General features: G+C 62.7%; 16 protein-coding genes and 1 tRNA gene. 7 read left to right on the plus strand and 10 right to left on the minus strand.

Features of this window, described 5'->3' with window-relative positions; all coding sequences use genetic code 11:
• Window positions 1-202 precede the first annotated feature (202 nt).
• A complete protein-coding gene (locus IB265_RS23540; RefSeq protein WP_057254628.1) occupies window positions 203-1,249 on the plus strand; it encodes a low specificity L-threonine aldolase in 1,047 nt (348 codons plus the stop codon).
• 74 nt (window positions 1,250-1,323) lie between these two features.
• Here IB265_RS23540 and IB265_RS23545 read toward each other — a convergent pair whose 3' ends face one another.
• Window positions 1,324-2,181: a LysR substrate-binding domain-containing protein gene (locus IB265_RS23545; protein ID WP_057254627.1), complete on the minus strand. Its 858-nt coding sequence runs from the start codon at window positions 2,179-2,181 to the stop codon at window positions 1,324-1,326.
• Window positions 2,182-2,276: 95 nt separating this feature from the next.
• On the opposite strand from IB265_RS23545, the gene IB265_RS23550 reads away from it, so the two are divergent.
• The gene (locus IB265_RS23550; RefSeq protein ID WP_057254626.1) at window positions 2,277-3,266 is read left to right on the plus strand and encodes a bile acid:sodium symporter family protein; all 990 of its coding nucleotides are present in this window, start codon (window positions 2,277-2,279) and stop codon (window positions 3,264-3,266) included.
• A 217-nt stretch (window positions 3,267-3,483) separates the two neighbouring features.
• On the opposite strand, the gene IB265_RS23555 is transcribed toward IB265_RS23550, so the two are convergent.
• Window positions 3,484-3,945 carry an Hsp20 family protein gene (locus tag IB265_RS23555; RefSeq protein ID WP_057254625.1) on the minus strand — a complete coding sequence of 154 codons (462 nt, stop codon included), beginning with the start codon at window positions 3,943-3,945 and terminating at the stop codon, window positions 3,484-3,486.
• A 389-nt stretch (window positions 3,946-4,334) separates the two neighbouring features.
• Between IB265_RS23555 and IB265_RS23560 the strand changes: the two genes are divergently transcribed.
• Window positions 4,335-5,300, plus strand: coding sequence for an alpha/beta fold hydrolase (locus tag IB265_RS23560; RefSeq protein ID WP_057254624.1), 966 nt, complete (start codon window positions 4,335-4,337; stop codon window positions 5,298-5,300).
• Between the two features lie 72 nt (window positions 5,301-5,372).
• On the opposite strand, the gene hisN is transcribed toward IB265_RS23560, so the two are convergent.
• Complete coding sequence (gene hisN, locus IB265_RS23565; RefSeq protein WP_057254623.1) at window positions 5,373-6,146, minus strand: histidinol-phosphatase; 774 nt, start codon at window positions 6,144-6,146, stop codon at window positions 5,373-5,375.
• Window positions 6,147-6,485: 339 nt separating this feature from the next.
• The gene (locus tag IB265_RS23570; RefSeq protein ID WP_057254622.1) at window positions 6,486-7,367 is read right to left on the minus strand and encodes an N-formylglutamate amidohydrolase; all 882 of its coding nucleotides are present in this window, start codon (window positions 7,365-7,367) and stop codon (window positions 6,486-6,488) included.
• Between the two features lie 199 nt (window positions 7,368-7,566).
• Between IB265_RS23570 and cpdR1 the strand changes: the two genes are divergently transcribed.
• The 3 genes from cpdR1 (at window position 7,567) to IB265_RS23585 (ending at window position 9,254) form a co-directional block, all read left to right on the plus strand.
• A complete protein-coding gene (gene cpdR1, locus IB265_RS23575) occupies window positions 7,567-7,932 on the plus strand; it encodes a response regulator CpdR1 (RefSeq protein WP_034786813.1) in 366 nt (121 codons plus the stop codon).
• Window positions 7,933-8,203: 271 nt separating this feature from the next.
• Window positions 8,204-8,278 (plus strand) — tRNA-Val (locus IB265_RS23580).
• A gap of 283 nt (window positions 8,279-8,561) precedes the next feature.
• Entirely contained in the window at window positions 8,562-9,254 is a 693-nt protein-coding gene (locus IB265_RS23585) for an alpha/beta fold hydrolase (protein WP_057254621.1), read from the plus strand.
• A 137-nt stretch (window positions 9,255-9,391) separates the two neighbouring features.
• Here the strand turns inward: IB265_RS23585 and IB265_RS23590 are convergent, their stop codons facing one another.
• From IB265_RS23590 to IB265_RS23615, 6 genes are all read right to left on the minus strand, one after another.
• Entirely contained in the window at window positions 9,392-10,072 is a 681-nt protein-coding gene (locus IB265_RS23590) for a peroxiredoxin-like family protein (RefSeq protein ID WP_057254620.1), read from the minus strand.
• Between the two features lie 128 nt (window positions 10,073-10,200).
• Window positions 10,201-13,461, minus strand: coding sequence for an adenylate/guanylate cyclase domain-containing protein (locus IB265_RS23595; protein ID WP_113132266.1), 3,261 nt, complete (start codon window positions 13,459-13,461; stop codon window positions 10,201-10,203).
• Window positions 13,462-13,679: 218 nt separating this feature from the next.
• Window positions 13,680-13,940, minus strand: coding sequence for a hypothetical protein (locus IB265_RS23600; RefSeq protein ID WP_057254619.1), 261 nt, complete (start codon window positions 13,938-13,940; stop codon window positions 13,680-13,682).
• 32 nt (window positions 13,941-13,972) lie between these two features.
• Window positions 13,973-14,158 (minus strand): hypothetical protein, encoded by a 186-nt coding sequence (locus tag IB265_RS23605; RefSeq protein ID WP_057254618.1) that lies wholly within the window; start codon window positions 14,156-14,158, stop codon window positions 13,973-13,975.
• A gap of 86 nt (window positions 14,159-14,244) precedes the next feature.
• Window positions 14,245-15,183 carry a 4-hydroxy-tetrahydrodipicolinate synthase gene (dapA, locus tag IB265_RS23610; RefSeq protein WP_057254617.1) on the minus strand — a complete coding sequence of 313 codons (939 nt, stop codon included), beginning with the start codon at window positions 15,181-15,183 and terminating at the stop codon, window positions 14,245-14,247.
• A gap of 11 nt (window positions 15,184-15,194) precedes the next feature.
• A complete protein-coding gene (locus tag IB265_RS23615; RefSeq protein WP_156414728.1) occupies window positions 15,195-15,689 on the minus strand; it encodes a hypothetical protein in 495 nt (164 codons plus the stop codon).
• Window positions 15,690-15,990: 301 nt separating this feature from the next.
• On the opposite strand from IB265_RS23615, the gene ilvD reads away from it, so the two are divergent.
• Entirely contained in the window at window positions 15,991-17,829 is a 1,839-nt protein-coding gene (gene ilvD / locus IB265_RS23620) for a dihydroxy-acid dehydratase (protein WP_057254615.1), read from the plus strand.
• Window positions 17,830-17,861: the final 32 nt, after the last annotated feature.

Here is a 17,861-nt window from a genome sequence, read left to right on the forward strand (position 1 = left end):
AATAATAGAGAAGATTTTGCCGAACATTGCCGGAAGTTTCCGGCTTTTATAATTTAATTACGGCTTTCCGGCGTTTTCTTCCTTTTGGTTTCAAACTGGTCTCCAGTTGGCCTTTCGGCCGCCGACCGTGATTGATCCGGCCGAGAACTCGGCTAAGGTCGGCCAAATCCGTCGAAAAGACTGTAATACAGGGTGGAATGTGATGATTTTTTCGTCTGACAACTGGGCTGGCGCCCATCCCGCGATTGCCGAAAGCCTGATGGCGCATGCCGGCGGATATGCGTCCGCCTATGGCACCAGCGAGCTTGACCGGAAGGTGGAGAAGAAGTTCGCGGAAATCTTCGAAAGGGATGTCGCAGTCTTCTTCGTCGGCACCGGAACGGCTGCCAATTCGCTGGCACTTGCGACAGCCAATCGCGCAGGCGGCATCGCCTTCTGCCATCGCGAAGCGCATGTCATCGCCGATGAATGCGGCGCGCCGGAATTCTTCTCGCACGGCGCCAGGCTGAAGCCTGTCGATGGACCGCGGGGCAAGATGGAGGCCGCGCGCCTCGAAGCCGAGATCCGGCGCTTTCCGCTCGACAATGTCCACGGTGGCCAGCCGACAGCGGTCTCGCTGACCCAGGCAACGGAAAGCGGCACGGTCTATTCGCCCTCGGAGATCGAGGCGATCGCGGCCGTTGCCAAGGCGCACAAGTTGCCGCTGCATATGGATGGTGCCCGCTTCGCCAATGCGCTCGTCGGCCTTGGCGCAACGCCCGCTGAAATGACCTGGAAGCGCGGTGTCGATCTCGTCTCCTTCGGCGGCACCAAGAACGGCTGCTGGTGCGCCGAAGCGCTGGTGCTCTTCGATCTCGCGAAGGCGCACGAAATGCATTTCCTGCGCAAGCGCTCGGCCCAACTCTTCTCCAAGTCGCGTTTCGTCTCCGCACAGTTCGACGCCTACTTCGCCGGCGATCTCTGGCTGAACCTCGCGCGCCATGCCAACGCGATGGCTGCACGCCTCGCCGAGGGCATCGCCGCCTCGAAGACGAGCCGCCTCGCCTGGCAGGCGGACGCCAACGAGGTTTTCCCCATCATCAGGAAAGACGTGGCCACGAAGCTCAGGCAGGATGGCGCCGTCTTCTACGACTGGCCCGTGCCCCACGACCTCGATGGAAGTCTTGCGCCGGATCAGGGTCTCTACCGCCTCGTGACCAGCTTTGCGACGAAGGCCGACGACGTCGACCGGTTCGTCGCCGCGTGCTGAAGCAGTTCCAGGAAAACGGCCAGCTTTTCCATCCGGACGACCATCCCGCGACCTGAGCGGGGTGATCCCCTGCATCAAGCCTGTCCCTGCAGCGTCCTCACATTGGAGAGGATCTCGGCCGAAAGTGCTGCACTCAGCTTTCGGTCGACGCCCTTGCTCGGCACCAGCACGAACTCGACGTCTTCAAGCGGCGGCAGGGCGCCGGCGGGTATCTCCTTCAACCCCTGCGGCACCATGCTGCGCGGCTGCACGAGCACGCCCATTCCGGCGCGCGCGGCCGCCGTCAGCCCGCTGAGGCTGCCGCAGGTGCAGACGATGCGCCACGGCAGGCGATGCCGGTCGAGCACTTCGAGCGCGACGCTGCGGGTGATGCTCGGCGGCGGAAAGGCGATCAGCGGCAGCACCTTGTCACGCCTGATCCTTTCGGGGTCGCGGGCGAGCCAGACGAGCGGCTCGCGATAGACGAGCTCGCCTCTCACGTCGCCGAGCCTGCGCTTGGCGAGCACGAGGTCGATCTCGCCGTTGTCCTGCATCTGGTAAAGCACGCCGCTCAAGGCGACGGTCAGTTCGAGATCGACCGACGGATGAGCACGGACGAAATCTTCGAGAACCGCCGGCAGCCGGCTCATGACGAAATCCTCGGAAACACCAAGCCGCAGGCGACCACGCAGACTGCTTTCGGCAAAAAGCGCACGCACCTCGCCGTCGATCGCCAGCATCGAACGCGCATGGGCAAGCAGTGCCAGCCCATCCGCCGTCAGCGACACGCGGTGGGTATCGCGGGCGACCAGGGTTCGCCCGAGCGAGGCCTCAAGCCTTTGAATATGCTGGCTGACGGTCGATTGCCCAAGCGACAGTTTCTCCGCCGCCAGCGTGAAACTGCCCATCTGTTCGAGCGCGACGAAGCTGCGCAACTGCACGAGATCCAACATGGCTCATCCCAAATCGCGATAACTGTTATTCCTTGCATCCTGCTTCATAATGAGTGATCCCGGCAAGACGTTTCATCACCAGCAAGTGACCGGATATGCGCCGCTACCTTCCCGATACCTTCACCATCCTGCTTCTGGCGACGGTGCTCTTGGCATCCGTCCTGCCGATCCATGGTGAGGCGACCGCCTGGTTCGGATTGGCGACCAAGGTGGCGGTCGGCATGGTCTTCTTCCTGCACGGCGCCCGCCTCTCGCGCGACGTGGTGATCGCCGGCATCCTGCACTGGCGGCTGCACCTGACGATCCTCGCCTCCACCTTCGTGCTCTTCCCGCTGATCGGTCTTGCAATCGGCTTCGTCCCGACCTCGATCCTTCCGCAGTCGCTCTACACCGGCATCCTGTTCCTCTGCGTGCTGCCCTCGACGGTGCAGTCTTCGATCGCCTTCACCTCGATGGCCGGCGGCAATGTGCCGGCGGCGATCTGCTCGGCGTCTGCGTCCAACATATTCGGCATGTTCCTGACGCCGCTGCTGGTCGGGCTGCTGTTTACCGCCGGCGGCCACGGCGGCGTGACGCTCGACGCGCTGAAGCAGATCCTGCTGCAATTGCTTGCTCCCTTCGTCATTGGCCAGCTGTTGCAGCCCTTGATCGGCAACTGGATCCGGGCGCGCAAGGGGCTCTTGGCGCCCGTCGATCGCGGCTCGATCCTGATGGTCGTCTATCTCGCCTTCAGCCAGGCGGTGACATCGGGCCTTTGGCAGACCTATTCGCTGGCAGATCTCGGCGTCCTGGTCGTCATCGAGATCGTCATGCTGGCGCTCGTGCTTGCCGTCACCATGTTCGGCAGCCGCCTGCTCGGCTTCGACAAGGCGGATGAGATCGCCATCACCTTCTGCGGCTCGAAGAAGAGCCTTGCGAGCGGCGTTCCGATGGCGAGCGCCATCTTCGCCGGGCAGAACATCGGCGCGATCGTGCTGCCGGTGATGCTGTTCCACCAGATCCAGCTGATGGCCTGCGCCGTCATCGCACAGCGCTACGCCGCCAAGAAGCAGGCCTCCGCCGTGCCCGCGCCGGCCAGATCCTAAAGCCTGTCGCGCAAAAGTGCGCAGCGGTTTTGCGACAACGACATGCGAAACATCAAAAACTTGAAGCGCAAGGAGCGAATCTGAAAGATCGTGACGCGCTTTAGAAAGTCAGGAAAGTCCGAAGCGGTCTCTCTTCGGAACTGCGTGATTTCAATGAACCAATAAAAAAGCGGCGCCCCTGGGGGACGCCGCCTGTCTTGGGAGATTGTCTTCGCGGTTAGAGGGTCTGGGCCTCGATCTGCTTCGGCTGCGAGGCAACGGACGAAATCTCGATCCGGCGGGGCTTGGCTGCTTCCGGAATCTCGCGGGTGAGGTCGATGTGCAGCAAGCCGTTCTTCAGCGAAGCGGACTTGATCTCCACGTGATCGGCGAGCTGGAAGCGACGCTCGAAGGCACGCTTGGCAATGCCACGATGGAGAAACTGGCTTTCGTCGCCCTTTTCCTCGGCTTTTTCGCCCTTGACCGTCAGCGTGTGCTCACGGGCCTCGATCGAAAGCTCGCTCTCGTCAAAGCCAGCAACGGCCATGGTGATGCGGTAGGCGTTTTCGCCGGTGCGTTCGATGTTGTAGGGCGGATAGGTCTGGGCTTCACCCGGCTGACCGAGGCTGTCGAGCATCGTGAACAGGCGATCAAAGCCAACGGTGGAACGGTAAAGGGGAGAGAAATCAAAGTGACGCATTGTGTCCTCCTCGGAGCAACGGTTTGCGATGTCTGGTCGGCCACCCCATTCTGGCAGCGGCAAGACCGGTGAACGGACCCGTCTTCGGCGCCCGTGACCCTGATTTGGGGAGGCAAATTCGCGACTTCAAGACGCGAGCACTCACGATTTTCCCGTGAACCCGACATGAACGGCCGCTTCGGCTTCCGTTCAGCCCCGGTGGGCTAGAAGAAAACTCTGGGCGGCAACTCCCAGGCTGAAGTGATACGTCCCTTCCTCTTCAGCAGCCGGAAACGGTGATCGTCCGGATTTCACCCACCGTTTCCGGCTTTTTTCTTTGACGACTGAGACCCTGCCGCCTATCCCTTGATGATACCGATCAACCCGCTCTTCTTGGCCGTCACCACGTCATGACCTCGATCCTCCACTCGACACCGGACAATCCGACCCCGGAAAACTACGTGGCTGGGTTCTTCGATGGCGTCGGCGGGCGCAAGATTCGCTACGCGATCTTCAGGACGAAGCAGCCTGTTGCGCGCGGCACGGTCGTCCTGCTGCAGGGCCGCAACGAATCGATCGAGAAATACTTCGAGACAATCGCTGATCTCACGGCAGCAGGTCTTTGGGTCGCGACCTTCGACTGGCGCGGCCAGGCGGGCTCCGAGCGGCTGCTGCCACACCCGGGACGCGGCTACGTCGACCACTTCTCCGACTATGAACGCGACCTCAGCACCTTCCTCGAACAGATCGTGTTGCCGGATACGCGCCTGCCCTTCTCGATCGTCGCCCATTCCATGGGTGCGCTCGTTGCCCTGTCGCTGGCACCGATGCTAGCAAGCCGGATCGACCGACTGGTGGTGCTGGCACCCTTCGTCGGCCTTGGCGGACAGGCGCTCGGCGAGCCCAGCATTGCGGCGATTGCGACCCTCATGCGCTGCATCGGCCTCGGCACCCTGCCGGCCCATCCCGACAAGGGCAACCGCCCGTTCGAAAGCAACGTGCTGACGGCGGACCGCCGCCGCTACCTGCGCAACATCGCACTGACCGACACGCATCCGGAACTGAGGCTTGGCCCGCCCACCGCGCGCTGGCTGAGCGAGGCCTTCCGCGCCATGCGCCGCGTCATCCGCCGCGAGCATCTGACGCGCATCACCCTGCCGACGATCATCCTGGCGCCAACCGCTGACCGTCTGGTGCCGCATCTCGCCGTCGAGTGGTTGGCGCGCAACTTCCGCGCCGCCCAGATGATCCCGATCGATGGCGCCCGCCACGAACTGCTTCACGAAGCAGACCGCTATCGCGCCCAGGCGATGGCCGCGATCCTTGCCTTCGTCATCCCCGAAGAGGGTGACGAACGCGAAAACAGCGCCGCCTGATACAGGCGGGCACACTCGGCAATAATTTGATTTTGCATCTCGCTTCGATATCAGCGCCGGAGCGTGGCGTCCTCAGCCTTTGAGGATTTCCAGCGCCTGAGCATGCAGTTCGGCGCTGCCCGCAGCGATGACCTCGCCACCCATTTCCGCCGGTCCGCCCTGCCAATTGGTGACGATACCGCCGGCCTGCTCGATCAGGGGGATCAGACCGCCGACGTCGTAGGGTTTCAGTCCGCATTCGATCACCAGGTCGATATGACCGGCGGCGAGCAGCGCGAAGGCGTAGCAATCGCAGCCGTAGCGGAAGAGTCGCACCTTGTTCTGCACCGCCTCGTACTTGGTCTTGAAGTCACCCGTGTAGAGGTGCGGCGATGTGGTGAACAGCACCGCATCCGAAAGCGAATTGCAGGCACGGGTCGAAAGCACCTTTTCGCCACCGGGACCCCGGTAGGTCGTCTTCTCACCATCGGCGAAATAGCGCTCACCGGTGAACGGCTGATCCATCAGGCCCATGACCGCTTCGCCATTGCGATAGAGGCCGATCAGCGTGCCCCAGACCGGCAGGCCGGAAATGAAGGCGCGTGTGCCGTCGATCGGGTCGATGACCCAGACATATTCGCGGTCGAGCCCGACATTGCCATGCTCTTCGCCAAGGATGCCGTGCTCCGGAAAATGCTTCTCGATCAGCGCACGGATCGCCGCTTCCGCCGACTGGTCCGCCTCCGTTACCGGATCGAAGCCGCCTTCGATCTTGTTGACCACGCTGGTGCCGATCCGGAATCGCGGCAGGGTCTCTGCCTTGGCAGCTTCGGCAAGGCGATCGAAGAAGGCGCGGTCGGGCAGCATGGCTCTCTCTCAGGGAAGCATGGACGAAGGAAGGTTCGTCTTGCATAGACGAAATTTACCGAAAGGCAAACGAACTGATGCGATGGCAGCGGCGACCAAATCACCTGTGTTTTCAGATTTCTAGCGTTTCAATCGGTTCAGATACCGCTTTCGCCTAAAAAACGTTTGATGCACTGCAAAAGTTCTCACTGCTTCAACTTGACATTTGTGCAGTGCAATATTAAGGTTTGGGTACAGTCACCTGTGACTGTAAATACCCTCCTTGGGTGTTTCCTCCCTAGACTTGACCGCGCCGTTGGCGCGGTTTTTTTTGAAGGTCCACGACAGAAAATCCTAAAGTCACTCCGCTGCGAGCGGGAGGTAGGCGCCGTAGTCTTCGACATGGCGGGCAAGCGACGCGACGAAGGTCGTGAGATCTGCGACCAGCGAGCCGAAGCCGGGCTTGCGCACCAGTGTCGTCTCATCGACATAGAGCGCCCGGTTGATCTCGATCTGCAGCGCATGCAGCCCGCGTGTCGGGCGACCGTAATGCTCGGTGATGAAGCCGCCAGCATAGGGCTTGTTGCGCACGACACTGTAGCCGAGCTGCTGCAGCAGATCGACGGCGGCGCGCGACAGTTCACCCGCGGCACTGGTGCCGTAGCGGTCGCCGATGATGAAGTCGGGACGCTGGGCGCTGCCGGGCAGATGCACGTTCCCGGGCATCGAGTGACAATCGATCAGCACCGACAGGCCGAACTGCACGTGGGTGCGCGCGATCAGTTTGCGCAGGGTGGCATGGTAGGGCTTGTAGATCGTCTCGATCCGCGTCAGCGCGTCTTCCACCGGGAAACGTCCGCGGTAGATCTCCATGTTCTCGGCGACCAGCCGCGGTATCGTGCCGAGGCCGCCGGCGACGCGCATCGAGCTGATATTGGCGTGCGGCGGCAGCGGGCCGTCGAACATGCGCGGGTCAAGCTCATAGGGCTCACGGTTGACGTCGAGGAAGGCGCGCGGGAAATGCGCCAGCAGCATCGGCGCTCCGAGAAAAGTCGCGTTCTGGAACAGCTCATCGACATAGTGGTCTTCCGACCGGCGAATCGAAACAGCGTCGAGCCGCGACTGATCGAGAAAGCGCTGGGGATAGGACCGACCGCTATGCGGTGAATTGAACACAAAGGGAATGCGCTGGATCGGAGGTTCCAGGACCTCAAACAGTTCCCTCTCCGCAATTTCCCCCATCTGAACCCTTTTTTACCATATGCGGTTCTTACAATTGTCATCATGTTGCCAGTTGGTCCGCTCTGTGTCCATAGTGACCAATCATAGCTCCCGGGGAATTGACGTCCCGCGTTCACGAGATATTTACCGCGTTGGGGTTTGGATAAAACGCCGCAATCTACGCGCAATAAACTGAAAAAAGAGAAGCACGGCCGAATTCATGACTGCGAAAATCCTTCTTGCCGAAGACGACAACGATATGCGCCGGTTCCTGGTCAAGGCGCTCGAAAAGGCCGGCTACAAGGTCATGTCCTACGACAACGGCGCCAGCGCCTATGACCGGCTTCGCGAGGAGCCATTCTCGCTTCTCCTCACCGACATCGTCATGCCCGAGATGGACGGCATCGAGCTGGCGCGCCGCGCGACCGAACTCGATCCGGACCTCAAGGTCATGTTCATCACCGGCTTTGCCGCCGTTGCGCTCAATCCCGACTCCAAGGCGCCGAAAGATGCCAAGGTGCTTTCGAAGCCCTTCCACCTCCGCGACCTCGTCGACGAGGTCAACAAGATGCTGGCCGCGGCTTAAGCGACTAGTTTTCCACAGTCGCTGCCGCTTGCGGCACACTGTGGCGACAAGCCAAGACGATTTCCGATCGACCGCCGCGATCCACAAGGATCTCCGGCGGTCTTTTCGTTTCAAGGCCTTAGCAGGAATCCCGCAAATCCGGGCCCTCGCCACGCCGCCGCGACCGACCCCCGGATGGGAAAAAACATGCCTTCGAAATTTCTGTCAAAAAACCTTCGAAAACCCTATTGACGCGACAACGGGTTTTGTGGTCTATGCGCCGACATCGGATGGGCGTGTAGCTCAGCGGGAGAGCACTACGTTGACATCGTAGGGGTCACAAGTTCGATCCTTGTCACGCCCACCATTCGAATTCCAAGGGCCTTTCGAGAAATCGAGAGGCCCTTTTCGTTTGTCCCGGGACGCGCCGGTTGGCGACACCCTCCACCCATCCCAATTCTGTACGAAGTTTAATGTCTTGCGCCATGGAAGCGCCCCGTTCCGCGCCCTAGTTTGCATTCGCAATCCGATCGCACCCGCAGACCTTTAATCGCATCCGTGACCAACGGCCGGCCACCCATCTCGCGTCTCGATACGCGAACGCGACGTCGTGCCGACCACATCTTCTCTGAATGAGAAAGGAACGGACAATGCCTGCCGTCAAGAACATCCTGCTCGTACACGGCGCCTGGGGCGATGCTTCCCATTGGCGTCACGTGATCCCGCCACTCCACGCCAAGGGCTACAGGATCGCTGCAGTGCAGAACCCACTGACCTCGCTTGCCGACGACATCGAGCGCACGCGCAAACTGGCGGAATCGCTTGATGGCCCGACCCTGCTTGTCGGCCACTCCTATGGCGGCGCGGTGATCAGCGGCGCCGGCCATGCAGCCAATGTCGTTGGCCTCGTCTATGTCGCGGCCTTCGCGCCGGATGAGGGCGACAGCCTCGGCAGCATTTTTGCGCGGCGTAATCCACCCTCCGGTGCTGCCAGTATCCGCCCCGACAAGGATGGCTTCCTCTGGTTGGCGCAAGACACCTTCCGCCAGAGCTTCGGCCAGGATTTGAACGAGACCGACGCGCTGGTCATGGCGGTGACGCAGAAGCCGATTGCCGGGCGTTGCTTTGAAGACGAGGCCGGCCCCCCGGCCTGGAAGGAAAAGCCGAGCTGGTACCAGGTATCGCGCCACGACAACATGATCCCGCCGGAAACCGAACAGTGGATGGCTGAACGCATCAAGGCAAAGAAGATCATCACCCTCGACGCCAGCCACGCCTCGCTTGCATCGCATCCAAAGGAGATCGTCGCGCTGATCGACGAGGCGATCGCTTCACTCGGCTAAAGTATGTCGCGCAAAAGTGCGCAGCGGTTTTGCGATAACATCGCGACGAAAAACCCCGTCGATCACCGGACCGACGGGGCCTTGTTCCAGGATCACCGCCAACCGCCGTCGACGGCCAACCATCCAAAGTCGACGCCTTAATGCACCATGGCGGAGGCGGCGGACATCAATTCGTCGCGACGCGGGGCGCCGAACATGTTCTGGCCGCCGTCCGGGACTTCCGTGAAACTCCAGCGCACAACGCCATCACGATCGAGCAGGAACTCGCCGACGAGTTGCCCGGCCCCGGTCGCTATCATCCGTTCGTCAGCCTCGGTGATCTGGTAGTCTTCCGCCTTGTCGAGATAGGCCATAGCTGCGATCGGGTCCATCGGTTCCGGCAATTCGCCCGGCATATTCACCTTCATCGCCATGATCGTCTTCTGGGCGATCTTGTACGGCCAGGCGTCCTCGTCCTCGGTGAATTCGAGGTTGGGCAGCCCGAACGCCCGATGCGAGACCCGTTCCGGATCGGCGGCGGCCAGCAAATTCGGCACAGGATGATAACGGAAATAGAGGCGCGCTCGATCGATCGGCGTATTGACCACCGTCAGGCTCTCGATGCCCCGCTCCCGCAAGGCGCCGTCGAGTTGCGCCATGGCGGCGATCTGCCGTCTGCAGAACGGACAATGCAGGCCGCGGAACAGGCCGACCAGGACCGGTTTGCGGCCGCGAAAATCATCAAGGGCGATCTGACCTTCCTGCGTGATTGCGTCGAGCACCACGTTCGGCGCTCGGTCCCCCGGCTGCAACGGCCGTCCACTCAGCGGCTCAACCATGTTTCGTCTCCTCATCCCGGCCGGAACGCTCCAGCTACGCCTTGTGGCAAGGCAGGCGCTTTTTCTCCGGCAAACTGTGTGCAGCAATCAAAGCGCAGACGCCGCGCCCCAGGCGACGATCGGAAGTATCAGTCGAGAAACGGCAAAATCATCAACGCCTCGGGATCGAGACCATGTTGCGCACATATGTCTCTCGCCAAGGCGAAGTACCTTTCCGCTGCATCGAGATCGCCGGCGTCCAGGCAAAGCGTCGCCAAGCCATCATAACACGGAAACAGGAGCTGCGCCTCTTGCGTTTCTCCGCAAAGGTCGAGCGCCTCCTGATAAAGGCCGCGGGCGACATCTGCCCGGCCATGACACTGATGGATCTGGCCGAGCACCAGCAGCGACACCGGCAAGTGGTCGCGCTGGTCGAGTTCCCGGTCAATCGCAATCGCGCGCTCGGCTGCCGGCACGCCGTCCGGCGCACAGCGATCGGTGAAGGTGCAATAGGCGACGGCAAGGTTGGCGAGCAGGCGCGCCTGAAAACCGAGGTCGCCGATACGCCTTGCCATGTCGAAACCGCAGCGGCAAACCTCAATCGCACGTCTCGGATCGGTGACCGCGTAGAACACCGCCAGATTGGTATAGCCGCGGCAGGCGGCATTCAACAGGTTCGCGCCTTCCGCTGCCGCGACGCTTCGCTCGACGATACCGATCGCTTCGGCGCTGCGGCCAAGGCGGGCAAGCGTCACGGCCTTGGTGTTCAGCGCTTCGGCCATGACCCGCATCGCCTCCCGCTCAGTCTCTGGGGTCTCCGGCGTATATGCCGCAATGCGATCCAGGGCGTCGTCCGCCGCCTTGAGGGCGCCGGCATAGTCTCCCATGCGGAAGGCGAGGTGGCCGCATTCCTGCGAAAGATGCGCACCTTCAATCGGCGCGCTCACGCCTTCGAGCAGCTCGGCGGCTGCCGCGAAGGAAGCCAACGCCTCGTCACGCCGCCCGGTTTCCCAGAGATGATGGCCGAACTTGCGCCGGATTCGTGCCGCGGCAATCCGGTCGTCCATGGCGCTGTAAATCTCCAACAGTGCGCCGTAGTGCTGAACCGCCGCCTCACGCTGGCCGGTCGGGCCCAGGAGATCAGCGACGCGTTCGCGTGCGGCAAGCCATTCGGGGCCCTGTTCGCCGGTGGCCGCCAGTGCCGCCATCGCCTGTTCATAAAGCCGGATGGCATCATCATTGGCATAGAGCGCCCGCGCCCGGTCTCCGGCCGCGACCAGGTAATGTGCGCCCTTGGCCTTCTGTTCGGAGAGGCCGAAATGGTGGCCGAGCAGCGCCATTTCCTCGGGCCGGTCGGTATCCTCGCCGAACCGGCGCTCCAGCACCTTGCCGATTAATGCATGCCCGTCCGTGCGCCGACTGAGCAGCAGATTGTTGTAGACCACCTCCTGCAGCAACGTCTGGGTAAACCGATAGGTCTGTGTGCCCAGGAACCCGCCGCCGTCCCTGGCTTCTTCGATGATCTCCGCATCGCAGAGCAGATCAAGAATCGTATCCACCGGTGTCCGCCCCGAAACCGCTTGCAGCAGATCCGCATCGAATCGCGGCCCGATCATCGCAGCGTGGTGCAGCATTCGGCGGGCGTCCGGCGGTAGCCGATCGACGCGGCCGAGCAGTATCGCCTCGATGGTCACCGGAATGTCGGCGGCCGCTTCGCGCTCCACCACCCGCCAGGTCGAGCCGACCCGCTGCACTGCGGATACATCGATCAGGCCGCGCACGATTTCCTCGATGAACAGGGGATTGCCCCCGGCCCGTGCCAAGATGCGCTCGGCGAGCGCCTGAGGCAGCCCATCCCTACCGAAGAATGCCGCAAGCAAGCGACGCCTGTCGGCCTCCGAAAGCGGTGCGAGGCGCAACGCCGTCAAGTTTGTGTGTCCGGGCTTCAGCTGATCGGCATCGGCGTCGGGCCGCTGGGTGGTCAGCAGCATCAACGGGCTGCCTTCCGTCCGCTCGAGGACGAAGGATATGGCCTCGAGCGAGGCAGCATCGGCCCAGTGCAAATCCTCGATCACGAGCAGTAAGGGCGTTCGTGACAGGCGTCGTTCAAAAATCGCCCTCACCCCTGCGAAAAGCTGCCGGCGCATCTGTTCCGGCTCCACATGGCGCAACAGCTCATCCTGGGAACCCAAGCCCAGGATCCGCAAAAACAGCGGTACGAGCTGTTCGAGCTTGTCTTGCGCAAATCCGATCTCGGCCAGTCCCGCGGCGAGTAGCTCTGTCGTCCGCTGCAGGCTGTCGCTCATCGAAATCCCGTAGGCACCGCGCAGCACCGCCGCGAGAACGCCATAGGACGGTTCTCCGAGCGACGAACTGCCGGCGCGGCGAACGACGACGTTCGAAAAGCGCGGATCCGCGGCCACCCGTTCGAGGAATTCTTTGATCAGCCGCGATTTTCCGAGCCCTGCCTCTCCCGTCAGACGCACCAGTTGCGCCGTCCCGCCGCAGGCAAGCTCGAGGCAATCAATGAGGCGCTTCATCTCCGCCTCACGTCCGATCAGCGGCGCACCGAGCCCCAGCGCTTCGAGACCGCGTGCCGTGCGCGGTGCCTCCAGAGACTGCGTCAGCCTGTAGACCTCGACGCTTTCCGCTTTGCCGCGCAGCGTCATCGCGCCAAGCGCCTCGTAGGCAAAGGCGTGGCAGGTCAACCGATAGGTCACCGGCCCGACGAGGATCTCCCCAGGCCCTGCCAGCGTTTGCAGCCGCTGCGCCGTGTTGACTGCGTCGCCGGTCACCGAATAGGCCTTGCCGTCGCCAGCGCCCAAACGCCCCGCCACGACGGTTCCGGTGTTGAGCCCGATATGGAGGTTCAGTGGCTCGCCGATCCGCCGCTGCCAGCGTTCGCCGACCCGCCTTGCCCGAACGGTCATGTCGAGCGCAGCACGAAGCGCTCTCTCGGAGTCGTCTTCGTGCGCCACCGGCGCGCCGAAGAGGGCCAGCAACGCGTCGCCGATGAATTTGTCGACGAAGCCACCGTAAGCCTCGACCGCCTCGGTCAGTTCTTCGAAGAGTTCGTTCTGGAAAGCCCTGAGGACTTCCGGATCCACCTGCTCGCTGAGACCAGTAAAGCCGCAGAGGTCGGCAAAGAGAATGGTGGCTGTGCGGCGGTCGGCGCCCGCCTCCTCTCCGCCAGAAGGTCGCGCCCGAGGCGTCTGTGCCGTCGCAGGTGGCGAAACCGTCGGCTTTATTGGTGCCGGGCTTCCAAGCCGGGTGCCGCAGGTGGGACAAAAGGAGAAGTGTGGCGGGCAGAGTGCGCCGCAACCGGGACACGGGCTATGCTGCTTGGCACCGCAATTCGGGCAAAACGCAAACCCGCCTTGGATCTCGCAACCGCACTCGTGGCAGTTCATCGACGACGAACCTTCGAACGAACCAGGCTGGCACGGCGAATGCGGAGCCAGCCGGGACATGATGGCTTCGCAAGAATGGACCCGCGTCACCTGCTTTGCAAGCAACAGCAACAATCTCGATGGGAGACCGCGAATGCGGCCTCCTCCAGGGCCTCCCGACGGTTTCCCGATCGAACAGTCCGGCAATGGTTCGTCGGCAATGTCGGCCTCAAGCGCTGTCAGGAGTGGGCACGGCGCGGCTTCGGTGGACGGGAAAACGTATCGAGATCGATGGCTGCACCTTCCGGCGCGCGGCACACCTCCTCCGGATGCCGATCGCTGGCCTCGACGGCGAAGTGGATCGCCGCCGTCTCGTTGGTGAAGAGGCCGCCAACGACGCCCTTGCGGTCGGAAACGACCCACCAGCCGTGCCTATCGCGGCCAACGACGAAACGTGCGCGCGCGCGAAAACCACGCCGAATCTGCTGCGTACTGCCCATGATGGAATGATCCTCGTTGATCGGAAAAAGGCTTAACCGGCAATCCACGGAATGGCGGCCTGGATGCCATAGGCAAGGCCGAGAACGATACCGAGGCGGACGCCGATGCCGAGAAAGGCGTCGCGAACCGCGCTGTCGTTATCGTGGCGGTTCTCGATGTTGCCCTGGGCGCGTCGGCGCTGTTCGGCTTGAGCGGCAAGATGCGGCAAGCGTGACATGATCTGTCTCCTTTTTGGCATAAGGTCCCGCGCGCCGAGCTCAACGAATGAGGGGATGCTGGCAGGACGGGAATTGTTGAGGGAACTCAGCTCGCGAGCGCGATGCGGACGCCGCGGCCGATATGGGTGGAGGACGGAAGTTCGGTGAGCGGCTCGAGTGCCGCACGAATCTCGGCCGCCGTTTCCGCCGCAACCGGCGTCAATGGCAAGCGCAGTTCGGGGCTGAGGGCGCGCGCCAGATGCAGCGCATATTTGATCGGTCCCGGATTGGTCTCGCGCTCGAGCGCCACCAGCAACGGCCTTATCCGTTCATGGATGGCAAGCGCCGCCCCTGTATTGCCGGTCGTGATTGCCTGATGCATCGCCACCACCAGCCGCGGAACGACATTGGACGCCACCGATATGGTGCCGTGTCCACCGCAAAGATTGAACGGCAGCGCCGTCTGGTCATGGCCGGAAAACGGACGAAGGCGGTTCTTCAGCGCAGCCGACATCGAAAGAAGCCGGCCGATGTCGCCGGTCGCATCCTTGATGCCGACGATGCCGGGAAGCTCCGCCAGCCGCTCGAGCGTTCGCGGTGTCAGATCGACGCCGGTGCGGGCGGGCACGTTGTAGAGGATGACCGGCAAATCGACCGCCCTGGTGACCGCCTCGAAGTGCCGATAAAGCCCCTCCTGCGACGGCTTGCTGTAATAGGGCGCGACAATGAGCACCGCATCGGCGCCGAGCGCCTTGGCTTCCGCCGTCAGCTCGATCGTCGTCTCGGTACTGTTGGTGCCGGTTCCGGCGATAACGGGGATCTTCCGCTCGGCGACCTCGACGCAGCGCTCGATCACCATTGTCCGCTCGGTACGCGACAGCGTCGGCGCCTCGCCGGTGGTACCGCAAGCGACGATGCCGGAGATGCCGTGGCGTATCTGCCATTCGACCAGCGACATCAGACCGACGACATCGACCTTGCCGTCGCGAAACGGTGTGACGAGCGCCGTGATCGCCCCGTCGAGGCGCAGCGAGTGCATGTTCATGGAAATATCCTTCAGGTGGGAAACTGGCCGCGGTCGGTGGCCGCGATGGCAAGCTGATAGCCGCGGCAGGAGCGCAGGAAGGCGCCGAGGATCGCGGCGGCCAGATCGGCATGCCGCGCCTTGAACGTGAGCCGACCCGCACCTGGCGGCTGATAGCGCAGCGCACAGGTCCAAAGCCCGAGTTCGTGGCTGAGTGTTCTGAGACAGAGCTTTGCCTCAGTCGTAGACGTCAGGTGGATGACCGCATCGACCAGGGCATCGGCCGCCATCAGATCGCGGAACCGACGCGACGGCCACTCGTCCACGGCGAGACCGGGCAGTTCCCGGATCACGCGGACAGCCTCCCAGACATGATGCTCACGCAGGCGGCGAACCGCGCTCAGCCGAAGCAGTAGCACATCCAGGGGATCTGCATTCGCCTCGACAGTAACGGGCCGCTGGCGCAAACCCATATCGGGCAGAAGGCTCCGGACATGATGACGCAAGCTGAAATCGTGAAGAGACATGGAACTGATCCGTATTCGATGAGGGGAACCTAGCTCCATCAGGCGTCCGGATTCGATTCCGACTTCGCGCGCCCGGCATAAGATTTCCGTAAAGCCTCCCGATTGGTGCTGTCCAAGGCATTCATGCGCGGCTAGATTGACACTCGAAGGGACAGAAAACCCCGCGAAATGCAGGCGCGCGGCGTCGAAATAATCTGACGCAAAAGATGACGTGCACGCAATTTTGCGCTAGGTAGCCCCTTCTGTGGCGATAAGGATCGCCATATTTCGCGCAATGCCCTGTCCGTGAAGGAACATGCCCATGCCTGCCTATCGCTCACGTACCACCACCCATGGCCGTAACATGGCCGGTGCCCGCGGCCTCTGGCGCGCGACGGGCATGAAGGACAGCGATTTTGGCAAGCCGATTATTGCAGTGGTGAACTCATTCACCCAGTTCGTGCCGGGCCACGTGCACCTCAAGGATCTCGGCCAGCTCGTCGCCCGCGAGATCGAGGCGGCCGGCGGCGTCGCCAAGGAATTCAACACCATCGCCGTCGACGACGGCATCGCCATGGGCCATGACGGCATGCTCTATTCGCTGCCGTCGCGCGAGATCATCGCCGACTCGGTCGAGTACATGGTCAATGCCCACTGCGCCGACGCCATGGTCTGCATCTCGAACTGCGACAAGATCACGCCCGGCATGCTGATGGCGGCGCTCCGCCTCAATATCCCCGCCGTCTTCGTCTCCGGCGGCCCGATGGAAGCCGGCAAGGTCGTGCTGCACGGCAAGACGCATGCGCTCGATCTGGTCGACGCCATGGTCGCAGCCGCCGACGACAATGTTTCCGACGAGGACGTCAAGGTCATCGAGCGCTCCGCCTGCCCGACCTGCGGTTCCTGCTCCGGCATGTTCACCGCCAATTCGATGAACTGTCTGACCGAGGCCCTCGGCCTGTCGCTGCCCGGCAACGGCTCGACGCTCGCGACCCACGCCGACCGCAAGCGCCTCTTCGTCGAGGCCGGCCATCTGGTCGTCGATATTGCCCGCCGCTACTACGAGCAGGAGGACGAAAGCGTCCTGCCGCGCAACGTCGCCTCCAAGCAGGCTTTCGAAAACGCCATGGCGCTCGACATCGCCATGGGCGGTTCGACCAACACCGTGCTGCACATTCTCGCCGCCGCCCATGAGGGTGAAGTCGATTTCACCATGGCCGACATCGACCGGCTGTCGCGCAAGGTTCCGTGCCTGTCAAAGGTGGCGCCTGCGAAAAGCGACGTGCACATGGAAGACGTGCACCGCGCCGGCGGTATCATGTCGATCCTCGGCGAACTCGAGAAAGGCGGCCTCATCAACCGCGATTGCCCGACCGTCCACAGCGCCACGATCGGCGACGCCATCGACCGATGGGACATCACTCGCACATCGAGCGAAACGGTGCGCAACTTCTTCCGCGCGGCGCCGGGCGGCATCCCGACGCAAGTTGCCTTCAGCCAGGAGTCGCGCTGGGACGAGCTCGACACCGACCGCGAAAAGGGCGTCATCCGCTCGGTCGAACACCCCTTCTCCAAGGACGGCGGCCTCGCTGTGCTTAAGGGCAACATCGCCATCGACGGCTGCATCGTGAAGACCGCCGGCGTCGACGAGAGCATCCTGAAGTTCTCCGGCCCGGCCCGCGTGTTCGAAAGCCAGGATGCATCGGTCAAGGCGATCCTCGGCAACGAGATCAAGGCCGGCGACGTGGTCGTCATCCGCTATGAAGGCCCGAAGGGCGGCCCGGGCATGCAGGAAATGCTCTATCCGACGAGCTACCTGAAGTCGAAGGGACTCGGCAAAGCTTGCGCGCTGATCACCGACGGCCGCTTCTCCGGCGGCACCTCCGGCCTCTCGATCGGCCACGTTTCTCCAGAAGCGGCCAATGGCGGCACGATCGGTCTCGTGCGCGAAGGCGACATGATCGACATCGACATCCCGAACCGCACGATCAGCCTGCGCGTCGACGAGGCGGAGCTTGCGAGCCGCCGCGCCGAGCAGGACGCCAAGGGCTGGAAGCCGGCCGAGCAGCGCAAGCGCAAGGTGACGACGGCGCTCAAGGCCTATGCCGCATTCGCCACCTCGGCCGACCGCGGAGCAGTGCGCGACCTCGGCGACCGCTGAGACGAAAAAAAACAGAGATAGTCCGAAGGCTC

Origin of the sequence: Ensifer sp. ENS10 (assembly GCF_014852025.1) — a bacterium.
Classification (GTDB): Bacteria; Pseudomonadota; Alphaproteobacteria; order Rhizobiales; family Rhizobiaceae; genus Ensifer.